The following is a 19,383-nucleotide window of genomic DNA, read 5'->3' on the forward strand; positions in this document are numbered from 1 at the left end:
TGTCACTTTCAGCTTAATTTGTTTAAAAGGAATTTAAGGCTGGAATTTCGAGTTAATAACGATTGTTTCTGAGGTTTTGATAATGAATTATATTCAAAGTTTTAATTCTATCTATGGGGAAGAATTATAATGGCCAGTAAGGTCAAAATAGAAGAAGCTGATGAGGTGGCAAGTAACTCTGAACAGTTAGACGGTATATTTATAACTGAAAGCTTTAAATCTAAAAAAGAAGCCTTAAAACAAGATGTTATCTACGTTTTTTGTCCTCCTGAGTGTGCTTCTAAAATAGGTGAAATCATTGAAGATTATTCGTTTGATATTATTATAAACGATTACAGTGTTAAAGATTTTACTAAAAAGATAGTTTGTCATTATCAAAGCGATTATTTGACAAAGGAACAGAGAAAGTTTCTGGTAGGAGCAACAGAATGTGGTGCCTGGGTTGAGCCATTAATTAGCTATTTAGACGACCGTTTAAAATACACCGAGGTTAGACTACTCCGTAGTAATTATTTTTTGCACCAAAAAGCATTTTCTATTCTTTCAAATCAACGAACCCAAGTTGCAAAAAGGTTCATGGATGTAGCATGTGCATTAATTTTATTAATCATAACACTGCCCTTAGCAATTATAGCTGCAATACTAATAAAATTAGAAAGTTCTGGACCTATTTTATTTAAGCAAAAACGGACTGGGCAATATAATAAACAGTTTAAAGTCTATAAATTTAGATCTATGTGTAATGATGCAGAAAAGCATGGTGCTCAATGGGCTTCTAAAAATGATGTGCGAATTACTAAGGTCGGTAAGTTTATACGCAAAACACGCATTGATGAAATTCCTCAACTTATAAATGTTTTACAAGGCAACATGTCGATTGTAGGCCCCAGGCCTGAACGTGAAGTCTTCATAAAAGATTTGGAAAAAGAAATTCCATATTATCGCTTTAGACATGCAGTTAAACCAGGTGTTACCGGGCTTGCGCAAGTGAGTTACCCATATGGTGCGTCTGTAGAAGATGCTATCTGGAAACATAAATACGATATTCACTATATTAAGCATCATTCGTCATTATTAGACTTGAAGATACTACTTCTAACTGTGAAGACTGTTCTATTCGGAATGGGTAGATAATGGACGAACCATTAGTATCAGTAATTATGCCAGCTTACAATGCACAAAACTATATAAAGCAAGCAATAGAATCTGTTCAATCTCAAACGTATAAAAACTGGGAGTTATTAATCACAGATGATCGTTCGATTGACAATACACAAGAAATTGTAGAGCAATATGTAGCTAAAGATCCGCGGATAAAGCTATTTATAAATGAAAGTAATAGCGGTGCGGGCGTTGCCCGCAATAATTCGATAGCTAATGCTAAAGGGCGCTTTATAGCATTTTTAGATGCTGATGATCAGTGGTTAGCCGAGAAATTAACTAAACAGATTAGTTTTATGCTCGACAATGGATATGCATTTACTTTTACAGGTTATCAAAAGTTGCAAGGAAGTAGTCTAAAAGGAATAGTCATTCCTCCTGTTTTAACTAATTATAAAAAGTTGTTAAGTAGTAATGTAATAGGCTGTTTAACAGCTGTATATGATGTAAAAACTCTTGGTAAAATGTATATGCCTTTAATAAGAAAAAGGCAGGATATGGGTTTGTGGCTTAGTATTTTGAAAGAAGTTAAAGCAGCTTATAGTATTTCAGAGTCACTGGCTATTTATAGAGTCGACTCAGGTATGTCACAGAATAAATTAGAAATACTAAAATGGCAGTGGTTATTTTATCGTGAAGTAGTGAAGTTAAACATTTTTAAAGCGACTTATCACTTTTTTATATATTCGGTTAAAGGTTTTCTAAAACATAAAAAATGAAAATATTAGTTACAGGTGGTGCAGGGTTTATTGGCTCTGCCGTTATCCGACATATACTAGATAGTACTCAAGACTCTGTTATTAATCTTGATAAGCTTACTTATGCGGGGAACCTAGAGTCATTAAAATCAGTTCAGGCTGATGAGCGTTATACATTTGAGCAAGTTGATATTTGTGATCGTGTAGCCCTAGACCGTGTATTCAAAGAACATAAACCTAACGCAATAATGCATTTAGCTGCTGAAAGTCATGTAGACCGTTCAATTACAGGGCCGAGCGATTTTATTCAAACTAATATTGTAGGTACATATAACTTACTTGAGGCAGCTCGCAGTTACTGGAATAACTTAGAAGTTAATGCGAAAAAAGCATTTAGATTCCATCATATTTCAACGGATGAGGTATATGGAGATTTACCTCACCCAGATGAGCAAGTAGGTAATGGGCTAGGTAAAGCGCTACCTTTGTTTACTGAGCAAACATCTTACGCACCAAGCAGTCCTTATTCAGCAAGTAAGGCGTCTAGCGATCACTTAGTTCGTGCATGGCAACGTACTTATGGCTTTCCTACAATCGTAACCAATTGCTCAAATAACTATGGGCCATATCATTTCCCTGAAAAGTTAATACCTTTAGTAATACTTAATGCGCTAGAAGGTAAAGACTTACCTATTTATGGTAAAGGTGATCAGATTAGAGATTGGTTATTCGTTGAGGATCATGCTCGAGCTTTATATAAGGTAGTAACTGAAGGTAAAATTGGTGAAACCTATAATATTGGTGGTCATAACGAAAAGCAAAATATCGAAGTTGTTAAAAGTATTTGCAGTATTCTAGATACTTTAGTGCCTAAGGACTCCCCGTACTCAGAGCAGATAACGTACGTGACAGATCGCCCTGGTCACGATAGACGTTATGCTATTGACTCGTCAAAAATGAGTACAGAGCTAAACTGGACACCAATAGAAACCTTTGAAACAGGCCTACGTAAAACGGTTCAGTGGTATTTAGATAATCAAACGTGGTGTCAAAACGTACAAGATGGTTCATATCAGCGTGAGCGACTGGGCGAAATAAATATGACAGCTAAAGGAAAATAGTATGAAAGGAATTATCCTTGCCGGAGGCTCCGGTACACGCCTTTATCCTATAACGATGGGCGTATCTAAACAGTTACTCCCAATTTATGATAAACCAATGATTTACTATCCGCTTTCTGTATTAATGTTAGCGGGAATACGTGAAATCTTAATTATTACTACACCTGAAGATCAAGAATCATTTAAACGATTGTTAGGTGATGGCTCACGCTTTGGTGTTGAGCTTAGTTACACAATACAACCAAGTCCTGATGGTTTGGCTCAAGCGTTTATTTTAGGTGAAGAGTTTATTGGCTCTGACGACGTTTGCTTATTGCTAGGCGATAATATTTTTTATGGGCAAGGGTTTTCACCTAAGTTAAAGCATGCAGTCGAGAATGCCAAAAATGGGCAAGGAGCGACTGTATTTGGTTATCAAGTAAAAGATCCGGAACGTTTTGGTGTCGTTGAATTTGATGATAACCATAAGGCTATTTCCATTGAAGAGAAGCCAGCTAAACCAAAGTCTGATTTAGCGGTAACCGGTTTATATTTTTACGATAATTCTGTTGTAGAAATAGCAAAACAAGTTAAGCCTTCGCATAGAGGTGAGCTAGAGATAACGTGTTTAAATGAAATTTATTTAAAGCAAAATAAGCTTAATGTTGAAATACTTGGTCGCGGCTTTGCTTGGCTTGATACAGGTACGCATGAAAGCTTGCTTGAAGCTGCTCAGTTTGTAGAAACAATAGAAAAGCGTCAAGGCTACAAAATAGCTTGCTTAGAAGAAATTGCATTCAATAATAAGTGGCTAACTAACTCTGAAGTGGAAGTGTTTGCAGCTCCAATGCTTAAAAATAGTTACGGTCAATACCTAATGAGTTTAGTAAAAAGTAATGCATAATCACTTTACTTTGAAGGAGTGGGATAGCCACTTTTTTAACAAGACAATATTTTCACTTGAGCTAACAAGTGATGATATAGAAAATAAAAATTGGCCTAGTAACTCACTAGTAACAACTAAAGTTAGTTCAAATAACTATCACGATTTAGATAAAATGAATAAGTACGGCTTTAGCTTTGTTGAGGGAGAAGTTGTATTTCAAAAAAGCTTACTAGACAGCAATGACGTAGTTTCACTACCAAGTTTTAATTGTTATCTAGCGCTAGAAAGCGATATTGATGAACTTAAACGTACAGTAAGTGATTTATACATAAATAGTCGCTTTAGAGAGCCATGGTTCTCTCCAACCGAAAGAGATTGTTTTTATAAAATATGGATCGAAAATGCAGTTTTATCTAAATTTGACGACTGTTGCTTAGTCTTAAAAAACGAAGGTAATATTTCTGGTTTTGTTACCATTCGGATTAGAAATAAAGAAGCCGTTATAGGGCTTATTGGAGTAGCTAGTCGTTTTCAGGGGCAGGGGATAGGTAGTGAACTGCTAAAGCTAATAGAGGCCTACTGTTTAGCAAATAACGTTAGTAAGATAAAAGTTGCAACACAAACTAGCAATACCCCCGCAGCAAATTTATACAGTAAAAATGGTTTTAGCATTGCTGATATATCATATTGGTTTTATAAACAGGTTTAAAAATGATCCCTTTTAATATTCCTCCTAAAGTAGGCACAGAATTAGCGTATATCGAACAAGCGATTGCATCAGACAAGTTATGCGGCGATGGTTACTTCTCTAAAAAGTGCGAAAAATGGTTTGAAGACAGCTTCAACACAACAAAAGCATTACTAACTCCCTCATGTACAGCATCGTTAGAGCTAGCCGCTATTTTGATAGATATTCAGCCAGGCGATGAAGTTATAATGCCCTCCTATACATTTGTATCTACAGCGAATGCGTTTGTATTACGTGGTGCAAAAATTATATTTGTTGACGTTCGTCCGGATACAATGAATATTGATGAAACACTTATTGAAGCTGCGATTACGGCTAAAACAAAAGCAATAGTGCCAGTACATTACGCAGGTGTAGCTTGTGAAATGGATACAATACTCGCTATCGCAGAAAAACATGACTTGTGGATAGTAGAAGATGCAGCACAAGGAGTAATGTCTACTTATAAAGGTAAAGCATTAGGAACTATTGGTCATATAGGCTGCTATAGCTTTCATGAAACTAAAAACTACTCATCGGGTGGCGAAGGTGGGGCAATTTTAATTAATGACCCTAAGCTGGTTGAGCGAGCTGAGATTATACGTGAAAAAGGAACAAATCGTAGCCAGTTCTTGCATGGTATCGTCGATAAATACACATGGCAGGACATAGGGTCGAGCTTTTTACCAAGCGAGTTACAAGCGGCTTATTTATATGCACAACTTGAAGCCGCAGACACGATAAATAATTTTCGCTTATCAATATGGGAACGCTATTACAGTGAACTTAGCCAAAAGTTAAAAGCAGAGCAGTTACCTCATATTCCCGATTCATTAACGCATAACGCGCATATGTTTTACATAAAACTAAATTCAAATGAAGAAAGAAATGAATTCATTATTTATATGAAAGAGCAGGGTATTACGACTCCTTTTCATTATATCCCACTGCACTCAAGTCCAGCGGGTAAGCAATTTGGTGGGTTTTTTGGTAATGATCTTCATACATCGGCTGAAAGTGCAAAGTTAGTACGTTTACCGTTGTATTATGGAATGCCTATAGAGGATCAAGATAAAGTAATAATAGCTATATTTAATTTTTTCTTTAGTAATTAACTACTTTAATAATAAATGAAAACTAGGGAAAAAATGAAAATAGTACATATTTCTAGCTGTGATAAATTCTTACCCCCTTATATAGAATTTATTAGAAAGCATTTCGATTTTTCAGAACACCAGTTTTTTTTAACTAGTGGAATGGCTGACTCTTTAATCACAACATCTAATAATGTTTCTTTAGCTAACCGTGGCCTGTTATCTCGGCTCAAGCATTATAAAAATGTACTTATTGGAATGCATAAAGCAGAAAAAATAATACTACATGGGTTATTTGATATTCGCATAATTCAAATGCTTTTTTTTACCCCATGGTTATTAAAAAAATGCCATTGGGTTATGTGGGGTAGTGACTTATATGTTTATCAATTTTCAGATAGAGATAATACATTTAAGCGTAGAGAGTTTTTTAGAAAGTTTGTAATAAAAAACTTTGGTTTTTTAATAACTTATATACCAGGAGATGCTGCGCTAGCACGTGAGTGGTATAAAGCAAAAGGCCAAGTTTTAGAGTGTATTATGTACACTAGTAATCTTTATAAAGATCACAAGTTAGACGTAGATACTTCACAAAGCATCAATATTCAATTAGGGAACTCAGCTGATCCAAGTAATGAACATATTGATGCGCTTGAGAAGCTATTAAAATTTAAAAATGAAAATATTAATATCTACGTTCCCTTATCTTACGGGCCGGCAGGGTTATCCACATATACCGAAAATGTCATAAAGCAAGGTAAAGAGTGGTTTGGTAAAAAGTTTAAACCAATGTTAAGTTTTATGCCTTTCGATGAATACCTACATTTTTTATCGACTGTTGATATTGCTATTTTTAACCACAAACGTCAACAAGCTATGGGGAATACAATAGCGCTATTAGGCTTAGAGAAAACGGTATATATCAGAAGTGAAACCACACAATGGGAATTTTTTCATTTAAAAGGAATTAAAATTGGAGATATAAACCAGTTAAATTCATTAGATAAAATTGATGTAAAAACAAATTCTGAGATTATAAAAAAATACTTCTCAGAAGAGCAATATTTACAACAACTCAAAAATATTTTTACTCAGTAAATACCTTACTTAATTTATTGTTTAATCACTACTGACTAATGAGAAGTTATGGAACTTAAAAAAATACTTGTTTTTGCATTGGGCCCCATAGGAGGAGCTATTTTAGGTTTTGTAACTTTACCATTGATCACGTGGTTTTTTACTACTGAAGATGTTGGCCGAATTGCAATGTTAAATGTAGCTATAGGCTTTTCTACATTGTTTTTCAGTCTGGGCTTGGACCAAGCATACGTAAGAGAATATCATGAAGCCAATAGCAAACCTGCGTTGTTTAAAGCTACATTTCTGCCCGGTTTTGCACTACTAACCGTTATATTATTGATTCTTTTAAGTTTGGGTGGAGCACTTTCAAAATGGCTGCTTGATATCGATAGTCTACTATTAAGCGTCTTAATCGCTAGTGTTTTGATATCCACATTTATAGCTAGATTTCTATCACTAATCTTGCGTATGAATGAAAGAGGTTTAGCATACTCAATGAGTCAAGTGTTGCCTAAAATATTACTTATTGTAATTATAGTAAGTTATGTTTTTTTTAACACTTCTAAAAACATCACTAATCTTATAATTGCTAATGTAGCATCAACTATTTTCATTTGCTTAATTTTTGTTTGGAATACTCGAAAAGAGTGGCTGGCAGCTGTAAAAGAAAATATTGATTATATTTACTTGCAAAGATTACTTAAATTTGGAGTTCCATTAATTTTTGGAAGCCTAGCATTTTGGGGGCTAACCGCAACTGATAGGGTCCTTTTAAAAGAGTTATCAACTTTTAATGAGCTAGGTATTTACTCCGTGGCTGTAAGTTTTGCAGCCGCAGCAACTATATTTCAAAGTGTATTTTCAACAGTGTGGATCCCTACAGTCTACAAATGGGCTTCTACAGGAGAAGACCTTAATAAAATAGATAACGTAAATCGTTATGTATTGTTAGTCGTAATCGTTTTATTTTGTCTTGCTGGTTTATTTTCGTGGTTGGTTACTCTTATTTTGCCTTCTCAATATAAAGAAGTTCAATGGATTTTAATCGCATGTTTAGGTTTCCCTTTGCTCTATACATTATCAGAAACTACAGTGATTGGTGTAAACATTTCACGTCGCTCTGGTTTTTCAATGGTGGCCTCAATTTTGGCCTTCATAAGTAATCTGATTGGAAATTACTATCTTATCCCGTACTGGGGAGCTGCTGGAGCTGCAGTAAGTACATGTTTCTCATTTTGGTTGTTTTTTTTATTAAGAACAGAGTTCTCTATTTATTTATGGAGGCCAATACCAAGAGTTTTACTATATGGCTATACTACTTTATTAGTTAGCGGGGCTATAGGAAATACATTATATGGTGATGTTTTAGGTGATTACTTTATTTTATATTGGCTATTATTGTTATTAAGTACTTTGGCTTTTTTTAAAGACGAATTGAATGAAAGTAAATTGTTTCTAATAGATAAACTTAAAATGAAATCTATTAAAAGTTAAATGTTAATTATTGCGATAGTTGTAATCCCATACACGTCAAACGCAGCAATGCGCTATAGCTAAAAATATTAAGAAGGTAAAAATGATAAAAATTTTGATATGGAAATTAGTATTAATTATAAACTCTCAGCTTATTAGGTTCTTTGGAGGCTATGGTTTTTCTGAAAAATTTAGAGAAATTGCTTATAAAGGAATGCTTTTTAAGTTAAAAAAGCAAAACGTAGAAATTGGAAAAAATTCAGTTGTTTATAATACGAAATTTTCTTACAGCAGCAAGGGAGATCGTTTTTACATTGGAAGTAATACAACTATAACAGGAGCTACGTTACTCGGGCATGATGCTTCTCCATGTGTGTATTTAGACGAGTTAATAATGAAGCCAAATGTGTGGTCTTCAGGTTCTCGAAGATCTTTTAGAGATCCAATCAACATAGGAAGCAATGTTTTTATCGGCCACGGCTGTATTGTTTTGCCTGGCATAACAATCGGAGATAATACGATAGTGGCCGCAGGAAGTGTTGTTACAAAAAACTTGGAAGGTAATTTTGTATATGCCGGAAATCCAGCTAAAAAAATTAAAGATATAGATAGTTATAAAAGTAAATATAAGAGCTTGTTAAGTGACTTCCCAGAAAAGTTTTGATTTAAAAACGTTAGTAATATACATTTTTGCTTTGTGTGGCCCTTTATCTACAACGTTTTTAGATAAGCCTAACCTAGCGTTATTAACGTCACTTTTTTTTGGTTTATTTCTTATTAGTTTTATAAGTAATAAACTTAAATTTGATAATGAAATAGTTAAAGCTTTTCTTTTTTCTTATTTTTTCATTCTGTTTTTCTCAATAATCGGTGGATACACTGTCTCTAGCCTATATTCAAGCCCTGAACAAATGAGTAAAACACTCTCCAGAATTGTAACTATGTGTCTTGGGCTTATTGTTATTGTATCTATTGGAGATTGGATATATAAGAGAAAAGATGAGGAGCTAAAGTTTTTCATTAAATTATCTTTTTTAGCTACGGTTTTATTTGCCCTCTTGGGGGGATATCAAATTTTAGCTAATAAGCTTGGCTTACCTTTCATAGAAACTAGATCTGATGTTTATGGCACTGATTACTCAATGAGAGAATCACTTGGGTTTCGATTGACATCAATAGCTAGAGAGCCAAATTTTTATTCCCCAATATTATTTGAATCGTTATGTCTCGCATTTGCTGTTTTAAGTAGGAAAAAGTTTATTATATTTTTAATCGTAACTTTGTTTTTAATGTTTAAAACATTATCCACAGGTGTTTATGCGCATGCTATTTTGTTTTTTACTTTAGCTTTTATATTCTCTAGGGTGAAACGCCTTTATAAAATATTGCTTTTTTCTCTTTTGGGTGTTGCATTTTCTTTGTTTATATATATAAACCTTGATTCTTTTTGGTTGCAGTATTTTATATCTAAATTAGGCGCAGAAGCTTCCGGCTCATCTTTGAGAAGTAATGTATACATCACGGTTTTAAAAACATTTTTAGAGTCACCGTATATAAATGTTTTCTTTGGCCATGGCTTAAATTCTTTAACTAGCTTTAATGACTTTTCCTTACATACAGAAAATTTAGAATTTGCTATTTCGAATAACTTATACATAGATTTTCTCTGGGATGCAGGAGTTTTTGGTTTACTATTTTATATTTTAGGAATGTTATACGTTTTTATAAAATTAAACATTATCAAACATAGTAGCAAAATAGGTTTCTGTGCATTTATGATGTTTTTAAGCTTGTTAATATCTTCCTTATACCGCTCAGAGTATACTACAACCCACTTTTTTTGGGTTTTATCAAATATTTTAGTTTTATACTGTTTATCAAAAAAAAGGTCTCATGATGACACTTGATATGTTGTTTTCCACATTTGGAGAGCGAGTGGAAGTACTCGCTAAAAATTTACCTCAAGAAAATGAAAAAGTAACATTAATTATTTGTCATCAAACTACTCAAAAACTCTCTGATTCAGTAAAAAATATATTCGAGGCTAGAAATGATGTTAAATACTTTGCTCTAAATTCAGTTGGAGTAACAAAGAGCCGTAATTTCGCAATGGAAAAATCAAGCGCTGATATAATTATGTTTTGTGATGATGACGTACAATATTCAGCGGATGTGTATGAAAATGTAAGTGCTGCGTATATTAGCAATCCTAGCTATGGTTTTATAACTTTTGCGTATACTAAAACAGGCTTGGGTTTACACAAATTTTCAAATTCCTCGTTTTCACATAATTCAAGAACAATTTTAAATGTTGGCACTATAGAAGTTACATGTAAAAGGGAGAACTTGAAAAACGTTAAAAAATGGTTCCCAGAAGATATGGGAGCAGGTGCTAAATATTATTTGTGTGATGAACCTGTTTTCTTGTCAAGGTTGCTTAAATCAGGGTTAAAAGGGAGATATGTTCCCATTACTATTGGCGAACACCCACCAGAGTCCAGTGGTGTAGGGTTTAAAGATATTAATGCATTAGTTTCAAGAATGTATTGCTTTACTCGGATATTTGGCTCTTTTGTAGGTCGTTTATTATATTTAGTTTTTATTTTAAAAAACTATCCTCGCTTTAAAAATATTTCTTTATTTTGTAAAAGTCTAACCGTATTTTTTAAAAAAGTTGATTAAGCTATGAGTAAAAAAATATTATTAGCTAATGCATCATTTTACCCAAGCGTAGGTGGTGTTGAAAACTCCTTAAGAAGTTTATCAGAAGAGTTTAACAAACAGGGCATGAGTGTAACAATAATTGCTAGCAACGAGAGAAAGTTACCTGAATATGAAAGGTTATTTGGAGCAGATGTTTATAGATATAAATATGTCCCTCTTTTTGGATATTTTATAACAATAGCTTTATTGATGAAGAAATTAAAAGTATTAAATTTTGATCTTGTTGTATCTCGACATATAGCAACAACATTTGTTTTGTTATTGCTCAAAGTGAAAAAAGTCAAATATATTGTTCCAGGAGTCTATAAGTATCAAAATATAGGCCTGAGAAATACTTTTTCGGGAAGAATTAAGTACTTCATAAATTGTAAGCTTGAAAAGTATGTACTCCAAAATACAGATGAAGTTTGTGTATTTAGCAATACCATGGAATCTCAAGTTGGAGAGCTACGGGATAAGGAAATTGTAAGGCTTTACCCTGGCGTAAATGCACAAAGGTTTTTCCCTGTTGATGCGAGTGAAAAAAATCGATTGAGGACCCAAGAAGAATTGCCTTCTAATAAAAAAGTAATCTTTTCAATAGGACGATTTGTTGATGTCAAAAATTTAAAGCTTGCCATAGATTCACTCAAGCAACTTGATGATAGTGTTATTTTAGTATTAGTTGGCGACGGGCCTCTTAATAATCAATTAAGGAACTATGCCAGTGAGGTCGGGATTGCTGAGCGTGTTTTCTTCAGAGGTGCGACTAAGGTTCCTGAGAAGTACTTTAAGCTTGCTGATGTGTTTTTATTAACGTCTACATATGAACCTTTTGGGCAAGTTCTTTTAGAAGCTTCAGCTAGTAAATTACCTGTTGTTGCCATTAATAGTGATATTTATGGAATACAGACGGCTACAAAAGAAATATATAACAACTTTGAAAGCTTAGTTCATTTAAGTGAAACAAAGGAGGCTATAGCCTATTCTACAAAAATTAATGAAGCTCTTAGCGCAAAAATAGATGACAAGCAGCACATTTCATTCTTAGAGCAATACTCTTGGGCTAACATGTCGAAAAAGCTATTAAGCTGAAAATAACTTTATAATTTATATATGCAAGCATGCGTCTAGGATATTAATTACTTTACTGGCGTATAGCTTGCTGATTTTAAAATTTTATTCCACATAATTTAAATATGTATGGCTACCACAAGCTACTTTCCAATCTCTATAATTACCTCTCTACTTAAAACTTGTCTGTACCTTACTGCTAACGCACTTTTTGCATCAACATCGCCATGTACAATTTTAATACGGCTTGGCTTTTTATGCATACCCGTTACAAACTTAATTAATCCGTTTTGATCGGCATGGGCGCTGTACCCGCTAATTGTATGTATTTTTGTGTTTATAGTAATGCGAGCATCATTTATAAAAACATACCCATTACGTGGGCCATATTTTTGAATTTCGCGGCCTAGCGTTTTATTACCTTGGTAACCTACAAACAATACATCAGTGGTTTTATCATTTAAAAATCGCTCAAGATAGTTAACTATTCGGCCACCAGTGCACATGCCACTTGCCGCTAATATTATGGCTGGTGTTTGCCGAGAACTTAAATAGTTAATAATAGCTATGTGCTCTTTGTGTGAATCAACCGTAGTTAGGTTTTTAAAATCGAGCGGGTGCCTACCGTTTGCAACTTTGCGTTTGGCCTCGCTATCCCATAGGTGCTTAAATTTTTTGTATTGCTCGGTGAAATTGGCAGCCATAGGGGAGTCGAGTATTACGTGAATGTCTTGCCACTTAGACTTTTTAGATGAGCTATGTATGAGTTGCTCCAGCTCATATAGTAGCTCTTGTGTACGGCCAATACTAAAAGCTGGCACTAACACCACGCCATTATCGCTAACAGCGCGTTCAATAATGCTTTTTAGCGTTTGAGTGCGCTCTTTACGGCCTTGATGATTTTTATCACCGTAGGTTGATTCAATAACGAGGGTATCGGCTTTATAGGGCGGCTTAGGCGAAGGGAGTAGCGGGGTGTATGGCGCACCTAAGTCTCCTGAAAACACAATACGGTGTTTGTTGTTATCACTATTTGTAACATCAATTTCTACATAAGCAGAACCTAATATATGGCCTGCACGCTGAAACCTCGCTTTAGCTTTATTGAGTCCTTTGCAAGGTAGTTCAAACCACGTTTTATAATCTACAGCAACTATACGTTTATTTAATAAGCTTAAGCAGGCAGCTATAATTTTAGGGTCGCGGGTTACACCCACTTTTAAAGCATCTTCTATTACTAAAGGTAATAAGCTGGCCGATGCAATACTTGTAAAAATTGGGCCCTTAAAACCGGCTGCTAATAAGTAAGGAATTCTACCAACATGGTCAATATGGCAATGGGTAACAATAAGGGCAGTAACATGGGTAATATTAAACTCAATTGAAAGATCGGCTTTAGAGTCTTCGCCTTGAAATAACCCGCAATCAATAAGTACACTTGTTTGCTCGTTAACTGCCAGCTCGTGGCACGAACCAGTAACGCCATTAACCGCTCCGTGGTGAAGTATTTGCATTGTGCTTCCTTGTCATCAATTTGTTACATTGAATTTTAAGGTAGAAGTAAAGCCATAATTATTCAAGGTTCTAACGCTTGAGCTAAATTAATAACCTTATCTAGAAGCATGTACCCACCTGTAGGCGCGAATTTACTTCGCGCTCATGTTTTAACACCTAAAAAAGCGAGGTATAAAACCTCACCTACAAATATGTGCCAACAGGTAGGTGCGAATTTATTTCGCGCTCATGTTTTAACTTCTTAAAAAGCGAGGTATAAAACCTCACCTACAACATGCACCAACCTGTAGGTGCGAATTTATTTCGCGCTCGTGTTTTAACTCCTAACAACAAGTGAGGTATAAAACCTCACCTACAACATGCGCCAACCTGTAAGTGATAATTTATTTCGGGCTCGTATTTTAACTCCAAAAAAAGTGAGGTATAAACCTCACCTACAAATATGCACCAACTTGTAGGTGCGAATTTACTTCGCGCTCTTATTTATATATTTATTAAAAAAATATTAATTAAAGTTTTTAATAAATTTTCGCGGCTAAACTTTTGTTTAGCCCAATCTAAACATGGCTTTATAGGTACTAAACTAGCGTCAAGGCCTTTACTCCCTTTAAACTCAATAACAATATTTGTTAAAGTGAGTGGCTATTAACCGCTAAGGCTTATTTACATAGGTACTCTATGTTGGCTATAATGCCGCCGTTGTTTAGTTTGGAATTGTATTTTTTGCAATTTAGTTATGTATTAAGGGCTACTATGGAATGTTGGTATTTAGTCGTATGCAAACCTAAGCAAGAAGAGCGAGCTAAAACTAACTTGCAAAATCAAGGGATTGAAGCGTTTTACCCCCAATTAACTACCGAAAGGTTGGTTAAAGGTCGTCGGACCGTCAAACACACCGCTTTATTCCCTAATTATTTATTTGTATGCCTTGAATCAAAAAATGGTAACTTTTCTGCTGTAAAAAACACCCGTGGAATAGGTGGTTTTGTTTCTTATGGGGCAAGTTATCAGTTGGTTTCTAAGCACATAATTGACCAGCTAAAAAATGAACGTGCACACACTACTGAATCACAAATACCAAAAACAGGTGATGTAGTAAATGTTAACAACGATTCATTCAGTAATATACAAGCAATATACAAAGAGCCCGATGGCGACTTGCGCAGTATTTTACTAATTAACTTACTTAATCAAAAAATTGAAGTAAGTGTAGATAATAAAGATATTAAGCAATAATAACTAAAAACGTAGCAGCGGCTTTATGCCGCGAAAATAGTTTTATATCAGTAACTAGGAACTGTAACCTAAGGGCGGAAGCGTGCCTGAAGCACTTAAAACACCGTGGTTAAGTTGACTTGTAGACGCACAGCTTGCTGGTGTGACGAGCAAAGCTCTTAATAGAACTTCTTCACAAAAGGGTTAAGAGCAAACTGAGCTTTAGAGAAGCAAACTCATAAAGTACTTATTTAAATGGCTTCTCATTTACTCCTCATTCGCTTCTCTTTGTGCAATCATATTTTAAGTGATTTATTCACAAAGAGGTTAAGAGGGCGCTGTGCTTTTAAGTGAAAGCCCAGCGGCAAAGTTTAACACCGTGGTTAAGTTACTTTGTAGACGCACAGCTTGCTGGCGTGACGAGCAAAGCTCGTAATAAGGGTTATTCACAAAGAGGTCGAGCGCACTGCGCTTTAGAGAAGTAAACAGCCATAAAGCACTTGTTTAAATGACTTATAATTCACTTCTCTTTGTGCAATTGGTGATTAATGCGTTAAGTGTTTTACTAAAAACGGCTATCAATTAAATTTATTCATAAAGACCTTATGAAAATACTGATATAATTTCAGTGCTAATTAAAAACTTAGTAACAAAGCTTTTACAAAGCAAAGACTATTGCTTCACAATAGTGCACATGCTTTAATTAGTCGGCTAAAATACAAGTGCTCACCAAGGTTGGTGAGTAAGTGCAATATTAAAATAATTTTGGGATTCTACAATGGCGTTAAGCTGTAAATCACTCGCATCAATACTCGCAATACTAAGCATGACCGGCTGTACAATAGTACCAGGCAGCCACTTTGAAGGTATAGACTCAGGCGAGCAAACACAAAACCTCGAACAAGATCTCGAAAAAGTAAACATTCAAATAATCGACTCGCTACTAATAAATAAACAAAATCAAGCGCGTATAGCAGCTAAACCAATTTCAAGCACCGATGGTTTAAACGTAAGCAACTACGAATACAAACTAGATGTTGGCGACGTACTAACCATAGGTGTATGGGATCACCCAGAGCTAACAATACCGGCAGCAGTACAACGTACCGCAGAGTTTGACGGTTTTAGAGTACAACGAGACGGCACCATTACTTACGCCTACGCACCAAATATACCCGCAGCAGGTAAAACAATAAGCCAAGTACGCAACGAACTTGTAAAACGTCTAAGCCGAGTGATAGAAGACCCACAAGTAGACGTAAAAGTAGTTGGCTTTAGAAGCCAAAAAACCTACGTTACCGGTGAAGTAAAACAACCAGGTGTATACCCAGTTACAGAAATACCACTCACCTTAATTGATGCCCTAAACCAAGCAGGCGGCTTAACTGATGCAGCCGATTGGCGCACAGTAACATTTACCCGTGGCGACAAAACAGAAGTAATTAAACTTGATGACTTTTATGCCCATGGTGACATTTCGCAAAACCGTTTATTGCAACATGGCGATATAGTGCATGTAAATCGTAACGATGCACAAAAAATATTTGTATTAGGTGATGTTAAAAAAGCAGGTTCAGTAACGCTTAACCGTTATGGTTTAAACTTGGCCGAAGCGCTAAGCGACTCAGGCGGTTTAAATGAAGCAACAGCCGATGCTAATGGCGTATTTGTACTGCGTAAAAGTGACGTAGAGCAAACCGGTGTTATTGCAAACGTATACCAATTACACGCTAAAAATATAGCGGCAATGGTATTAGCTGAACAGTTTGAACTACAACCGCGCGATATTGTATATGTAACATCGGCACCGCTTGCCCGTTGGAACCGTGTAATAAGTTTATTATTACCGTCGGTAGCATCGGTTGATAGCCTAGACGATATTTCATCAAACTAAGGGTTTTTAAAAATGTTTGATTCAGTTTTAGTAGTGTGTGCAGGTAACATTTGCCGCAGCCCAACAGGTGAGTATGTTTTAAAGCAAAAGCTTGAAGGCAAAAATATTAAAGTATCGTCTGCTGGGTTAACAGCACTTGAAGGCAAACCAGCCGATTCAAAAGCAAAACAAATAGCGCTTGCACATGGCGTTAATATGGATGCTCACCAAGGCCAGCAGCTTACATCAAGCTTAGTTGCACAAAATAGCGTAATACTCGTAATGGAAGAACGCCATTTAAACGATGTACATGCTCGCTACCCAGAAGCGCGCGGTAAAACGTTTTTACTCGGTAAATGGATTAATAACGCCGAAATACCAGACCCTTACCGCCAAAGTCAAGAGGCTTTTGAACACGTTTATACATTAATCGATAGCGCCTGTAGCGCTTGGCAAAAGTATTTATAAGGAATGGCTAATTTAATGAATACCCAGCCGAATAACAGCGCTAGTAACGCTAATAATAAAAGCACTAATAACACACAAGCAACGCAAGAAATTGATTTAATGGCGCTACTAGGCGCATTGCTCGATCGCAAATATTTTATAGTAGCCGTAACTGCGCTGTTTATGTTTGTAGGTGTTATTTATGCAGTATTAAGTACCCCTGTTTACCAAGCAACAGCCATGATACAAGTTGAAGACGGCGGCGCATCAGTTCCTGGTTTTGACGATATGGCAGGCATGTTTGAAAGTACATCGGCTGCAGTAACCGAAATAGAGCTATTAAAGTCGCGCAGTATAATAGGCGAGGCAGTAGACACTTTAAAGCTTGATGTAATAGCAGAGCCTAAGCTATTTCCGTTTATAGGTAGCCGAGCTTACCGTAAATTTACCCCAATGGAAGATGGCGACTTAGCTGAGCCAAGCTTTGGTGCTAGTAGCTACGCATGGGGCGGCGAGAGCATAAATGTATTTAGATTTGACGTACCTCGTACTGCTGTAAATAAAACATTTACTTTAGTTGCACAAGCTAACAACAGCCTTGCACTTTTAAATGGTGACGGCGAGCAAATATTATCGGGTAAAGTAGGTGAGGAACTTACAAACGGTAAGTTTAACCTAACCATTCGTACTTTAAAGGCACGTCCTGGTACAGAGTTTACAATTACCCGTAAAGATCGCTTAAATACTATTTTAGATTTGCAAACTGCTATTGGTGCAAGCGAAAAAGGCAAAGACTCAGGCATAATTAACTTAAGCTTACAAAGTACTAAACCGAGTTACGCTGAAAAAGTGCTTGATAAAGTAGCTGCTATTTATGTACGCCGCAATGTTGAGCGCAACAGCGCTGAGGCGCAAAAGTCGCTGGAGTTTTTAGAAGTACAATTACCAGAAATTAAAAAACAGCTTGAATACGCAGAGCAACGCTTTAACGACTACCAAATAAAACGCCAATCAATAAACATAACACTCGAAACACAAGGCGTGCTTGAGCAAGTTGTAAAGCTTGAAACTAAATTACAAGAGCTAAACTTAAAACGCTTAGATATTGGCCGAAAGTTTAAAAAAGATCACCCTTCGTACCAAGGTATACTTGAGCAAATAGAAGCGGTTGAAAGCCAAAAACAAGAGCTTGTAGGTGAGGTAGGTAATCTGCCAGAAACTCAACAAGAGCTACTACGCTTAAAGCGTGATGTAGAGGTAAGTAACCAAATTTACACGTTACTGCTTAGTAAAACACAAGAGCTTGATATCGTTCGTGCAGGTACCGTAGGTAATGTACGTATTATTGACTACGCTGAGGTAAATACCAGCAAGCCAGTTAAACCTAAAAAAGCATTAATCGTGGTAATGGCCACTATGCTTGGTGGCATGTTAGCCGTGGTTATTGTGCTTATACAAAAGGCAATGCACAAAGGGGTTGAAGACCCTGCAGAGATTGAAGCGCTAGGCCTACCTGTATACGCAAGTGTACCGCACTCAGATTATCAAGATAAACTAAGTGGCTTTGCCGAGCGAGCCCGCAAAAACAAAGTTAATAAACCTAAAAGTATATTAGCGCTAGATAACCCAGCCGACCTAGCTATAGAGGCATTACGTAGTTTGCGTACGAGCCTGCACTTTGCGATGATGGAAGCTAAAAACAATATTATTGCTATATCGGGCCCAAGCCCAAGCGTAGGTAAATCGTTTATATCGGTTAACTTAGCAAGCGTGCTTGCGCAAAGTGGTAAAAAAGTACTTATTATTGATGCCGATATGCGTAAAGGCTACTTACAAACTCAGTTTGGTTTAAAGTGGGACGATGGCTTAAGTGATTACCTATCAGGCCGTTTAAACCTAGATCAAGTTACTAAACCAACCAAGGTCGAAGGCTTAAGTGTTATTACGCGCGGACAAATACCACCAAACCCTTCAGAGTTATTAATGCATAGTAACTTTAGTAAGTTAGTTGAAGAAGTAAGCGCCGCTTACGACATTATAATTATCGATACTCCTCCAATACTTGCAGTAACTGACCCCGCAATTGTAAGTGCGCATACAGGCACTACATTACTTGTTGCACGTTTTGGACAAAACCATGTACGTGAAATAGAGCTTACTCGTAATCGTTTTGAACAAAATGGCATAGATGTAAAAGGCGTAGTATTTAACGGCGTAGTTAAAAAAGCGAGTAATGCATATGGGTATTACGGCTACTATAACTACGAATATAAAAGCGATAAATAAGCCGTTGTAGCGGGTTTACCCCGCGTCTTTTAAAAGGTAAAAGAAAAAGGT

The 19,383-nt window shown here is 35.9% G+C and carries 17 protein-coding genes; 16 read left to right on the forward strand and 1 reads right to left on the reverse strand.

Annotated elements, in window-relative coordinates:
- Positions 1-129: 129 nt before the first annotated feature.
- The 12 genes from I6E80_RS00700 (at position 130) to I6E80_RS00755 (ending at position 12,017) form a co-directional block, all read left to right on the forward strand.
- The gene (locus tag I6E80_RS00700) at positions 130-1,134 is read left to right on the forward strand and encodes an exopolysaccharide biosynthesis polyprenyl glycosylphosphotransferase (protein WP_197184529.1); all 1,005 of its coding nucleotides are present in this window, start codon (positions 130-132) and stop codon (positions 1,132-1,134) included.
- A complete protein-coding gene (locus tag I6E80_RS00705) occupies positions 1,134-1,880 on the forward strand; it encodes a glycosyltransferase family 2 protein (protein ID WP_197098886.1) in 747 nt (248 codons plus the stop codon). Before I6E80_RS00700 ends, I6E80_RS00705 begins: the two co-directional genes overlap by 1 nt.
- The gene (gene rfbB / locus I6E80_RS00710; protein ID WP_197184530.1) at positions 1,877-2,980 is read left to right on the forward strand and encodes a dTDP-glucose 4,6-dehydratase; all 1,104 of its coding nucleotides are present in this window, start codon (positions 1,877-1,879) and stop codon (positions 2,978-2,980) included. Before I6E80_RS00705 ends, rfbB begins: the two co-directional genes overlap by 4 nt.
- A gap of 1 nt (position 2,981) precedes the next feature.
- Positions 2,982-3,863, forward strand: a complete 882-nt coding sequence (rfbA, locus tag I6E80_RS00715) for a glucose-1-phosphate thymidylyltransferase RfbA (RefSeq protein ID WP_197184531.1) — start codon at positions 2,982-2,984, stop codon at positions 3,861-3,863.
- Positions 3,856-4,554: a dTDP-4-amino-4,6-dideoxy-D-galactose acyltransferase gene (gene rffC / locus I6E80_RS00720; protein WP_197184532.1), complete on the forward strand. Its 699-nt coding sequence runs from the start codon at positions 3,856-3,858 to the stop codon at positions 4,552-4,554. The genes rfbA and rffC overlap by 8 nt, the downstream gene beginning before the upstream one ends.
- Before the next feature lie 2 nt (positions 4,555-4,556).
- Positions 4,557-5,687: a dTDP-4-amino-4,6-dideoxygalactose transaminase gene (rffA, locus tag I6E80_RS00725; protein WP_197184533.1), complete on the forward strand. Its 1,131-nt coding sequence runs from the start codon at positions 4,557-4,559 to the stop codon at positions 5,685-5,687.
- Positions 5,688-5,720: 33 nt separating this feature from the next.
- A complete protein-coding gene (locus tag I6E80_RS00730; protein WP_197184534.1) occupies positions 5,721-6,764 on the forward strand; it encodes a TDP-N-acetylfucosamine:lipid II N-acetylfucosaminyltransferase in 1,044 nt (347 codons plus the stop codon).
- Between the two features lie 48 nt (positions 6,765-6,812).
- Positions 6,813-8,240, forward strand: coding sequence for a lipopolysaccharide biosynthesis protein (locus I6E80_RS00735; RefSeq protein ID WP_197184535.1), 1,428 nt, complete (start codon positions 6,813-6,815; stop codon positions 8,238-8,240).
- A gap of 82 nt (positions 8,241-8,322) precedes the next feature.
- Positions 8,323-8,883 (forward strand): DapH/DapD/GlmU-related protein, encoded by a 561-nt coding sequence (locus tag I6E80_RS00740; RefSeq protein WP_197184536.1) that lies wholly within the window; start codon positions 8,323-8,325, stop codon positions 8,881-8,883.
- Entirely contained in the window at positions 8,861-10,126 is a 1,266-nt protein-coding gene (locus I6E80_RS20595; RefSeq protein WP_197184537.1) for an O-antigen ligase, read from the forward strand. The genes I6E80_RS00740 and I6E80_RS20595 overlap by 23 nt, the downstream gene beginning before the upstream one ends.
- Entirely contained in the window at positions 10,116-10,901 is a 786-nt protein-coding gene (locus I6E80_RS00750; protein ID WP_197184538.1) for a glycosyltransferase family A protein, read from the forward strand. Before I6E80_RS20595 ends, I6E80_RS00750 begins: the two co-directional genes overlap by 11 nt.
- A 3-nt stretch (positions 10,902-10,904) precedes the next feature.
- Positions 10,905-12,017 carry a glycosyltransferase family 4 protein gene (locus tag I6E80_RS00755; RefSeq protein ID WP_197184539.1) on the forward strand — a complete coding sequence of 371 codons (1,113 nt, stop codon included), beginning with the start codon at positions 10,905-10,907 and terminating at the stop codon, positions 12,015-12,017.
- A 122-nt stretch (positions 12,018-12,139) separates the two neighbouring features.
- On the opposite strand, the gene I6E80_RS00760 is transcribed toward I6E80_RS00755, so the two are convergent.
- Positions 12,140-13,510: an MBL fold metallo-hydrolase RNA specificity domain-containing protein gene (locus I6E80_RS00760; protein WP_197184540.1), complete on the reverse strand. Its 1,371-nt coding sequence runs from the start codon at positions 13,508-13,510 to the stop codon at positions 12,140-12,142.
- Between the two features lie 754 nt (positions 13,511-14,264).
- Between I6E80_RS00760 and rfaH the strand changes: the two genes are divergently transcribed.
- The 4 genes from rfaH (at position 14,265) to I6E80_RS00780 (ending at position 19,332) form a co-directional block, all read left to right on the forward strand.
- A complete protein-coding gene (gene rfaH / locus I6E80_RS00765; protein ID WP_197184541.1) occupies positions 14,265-14,747 on the forward strand; it encodes a transcription/translation regulatory transformer protein RfaH in 483 nt (160 codons plus the stop codon).
- A gap of 757 nt (positions 14,748-15,504) precedes the next feature.
- Positions 15,505-16,620 carry a polysaccharide export protein gene (locus I6E80_RS00770; protein ID WP_197184542.1) on the forward strand — a complete coding sequence of 372 codons (1,116 nt, stop codon included), beginning with the start codon at positions 15,505-15,507 and terminating at the stop codon, positions 16,618-16,620.
- Between the two features lie 12 nt (positions 16,621-16,632).
- Positions 16,633-17,067, forward strand: a complete 435-nt coding sequence (locus I6E80_RS00775) for a low molecular weight protein-tyrosine-phosphatase (protein WP_197184543.1) — start codon at positions 16,633-16,635, stop codon at positions 17,065-17,067.
- Between the two features lie 15 nt (positions 17,068-17,082).
- Complete coding sequence (locus I6E80_RS00780; protein ID WP_197184544.1) at positions 17,083-19,332, forward strand: polysaccharide biosynthesis tyrosine autokinase; 2,250 nt, start codon at positions 17,083-17,085, stop codon at positions 19,330-19,332.
- Positions 19,333-19,383: the final 51 nt, after the last annotated feature.

The sequence above is a fragment of the Pseudoalteromonas sp. NSLLW218 genome, assembly GCF_015864775.1.
Lineage (GTDB): Bacteria > Pseudomonadota > Gammaproteobacteria > Enterobacterales > Alteromonadaceae > Pseudoalteromonas.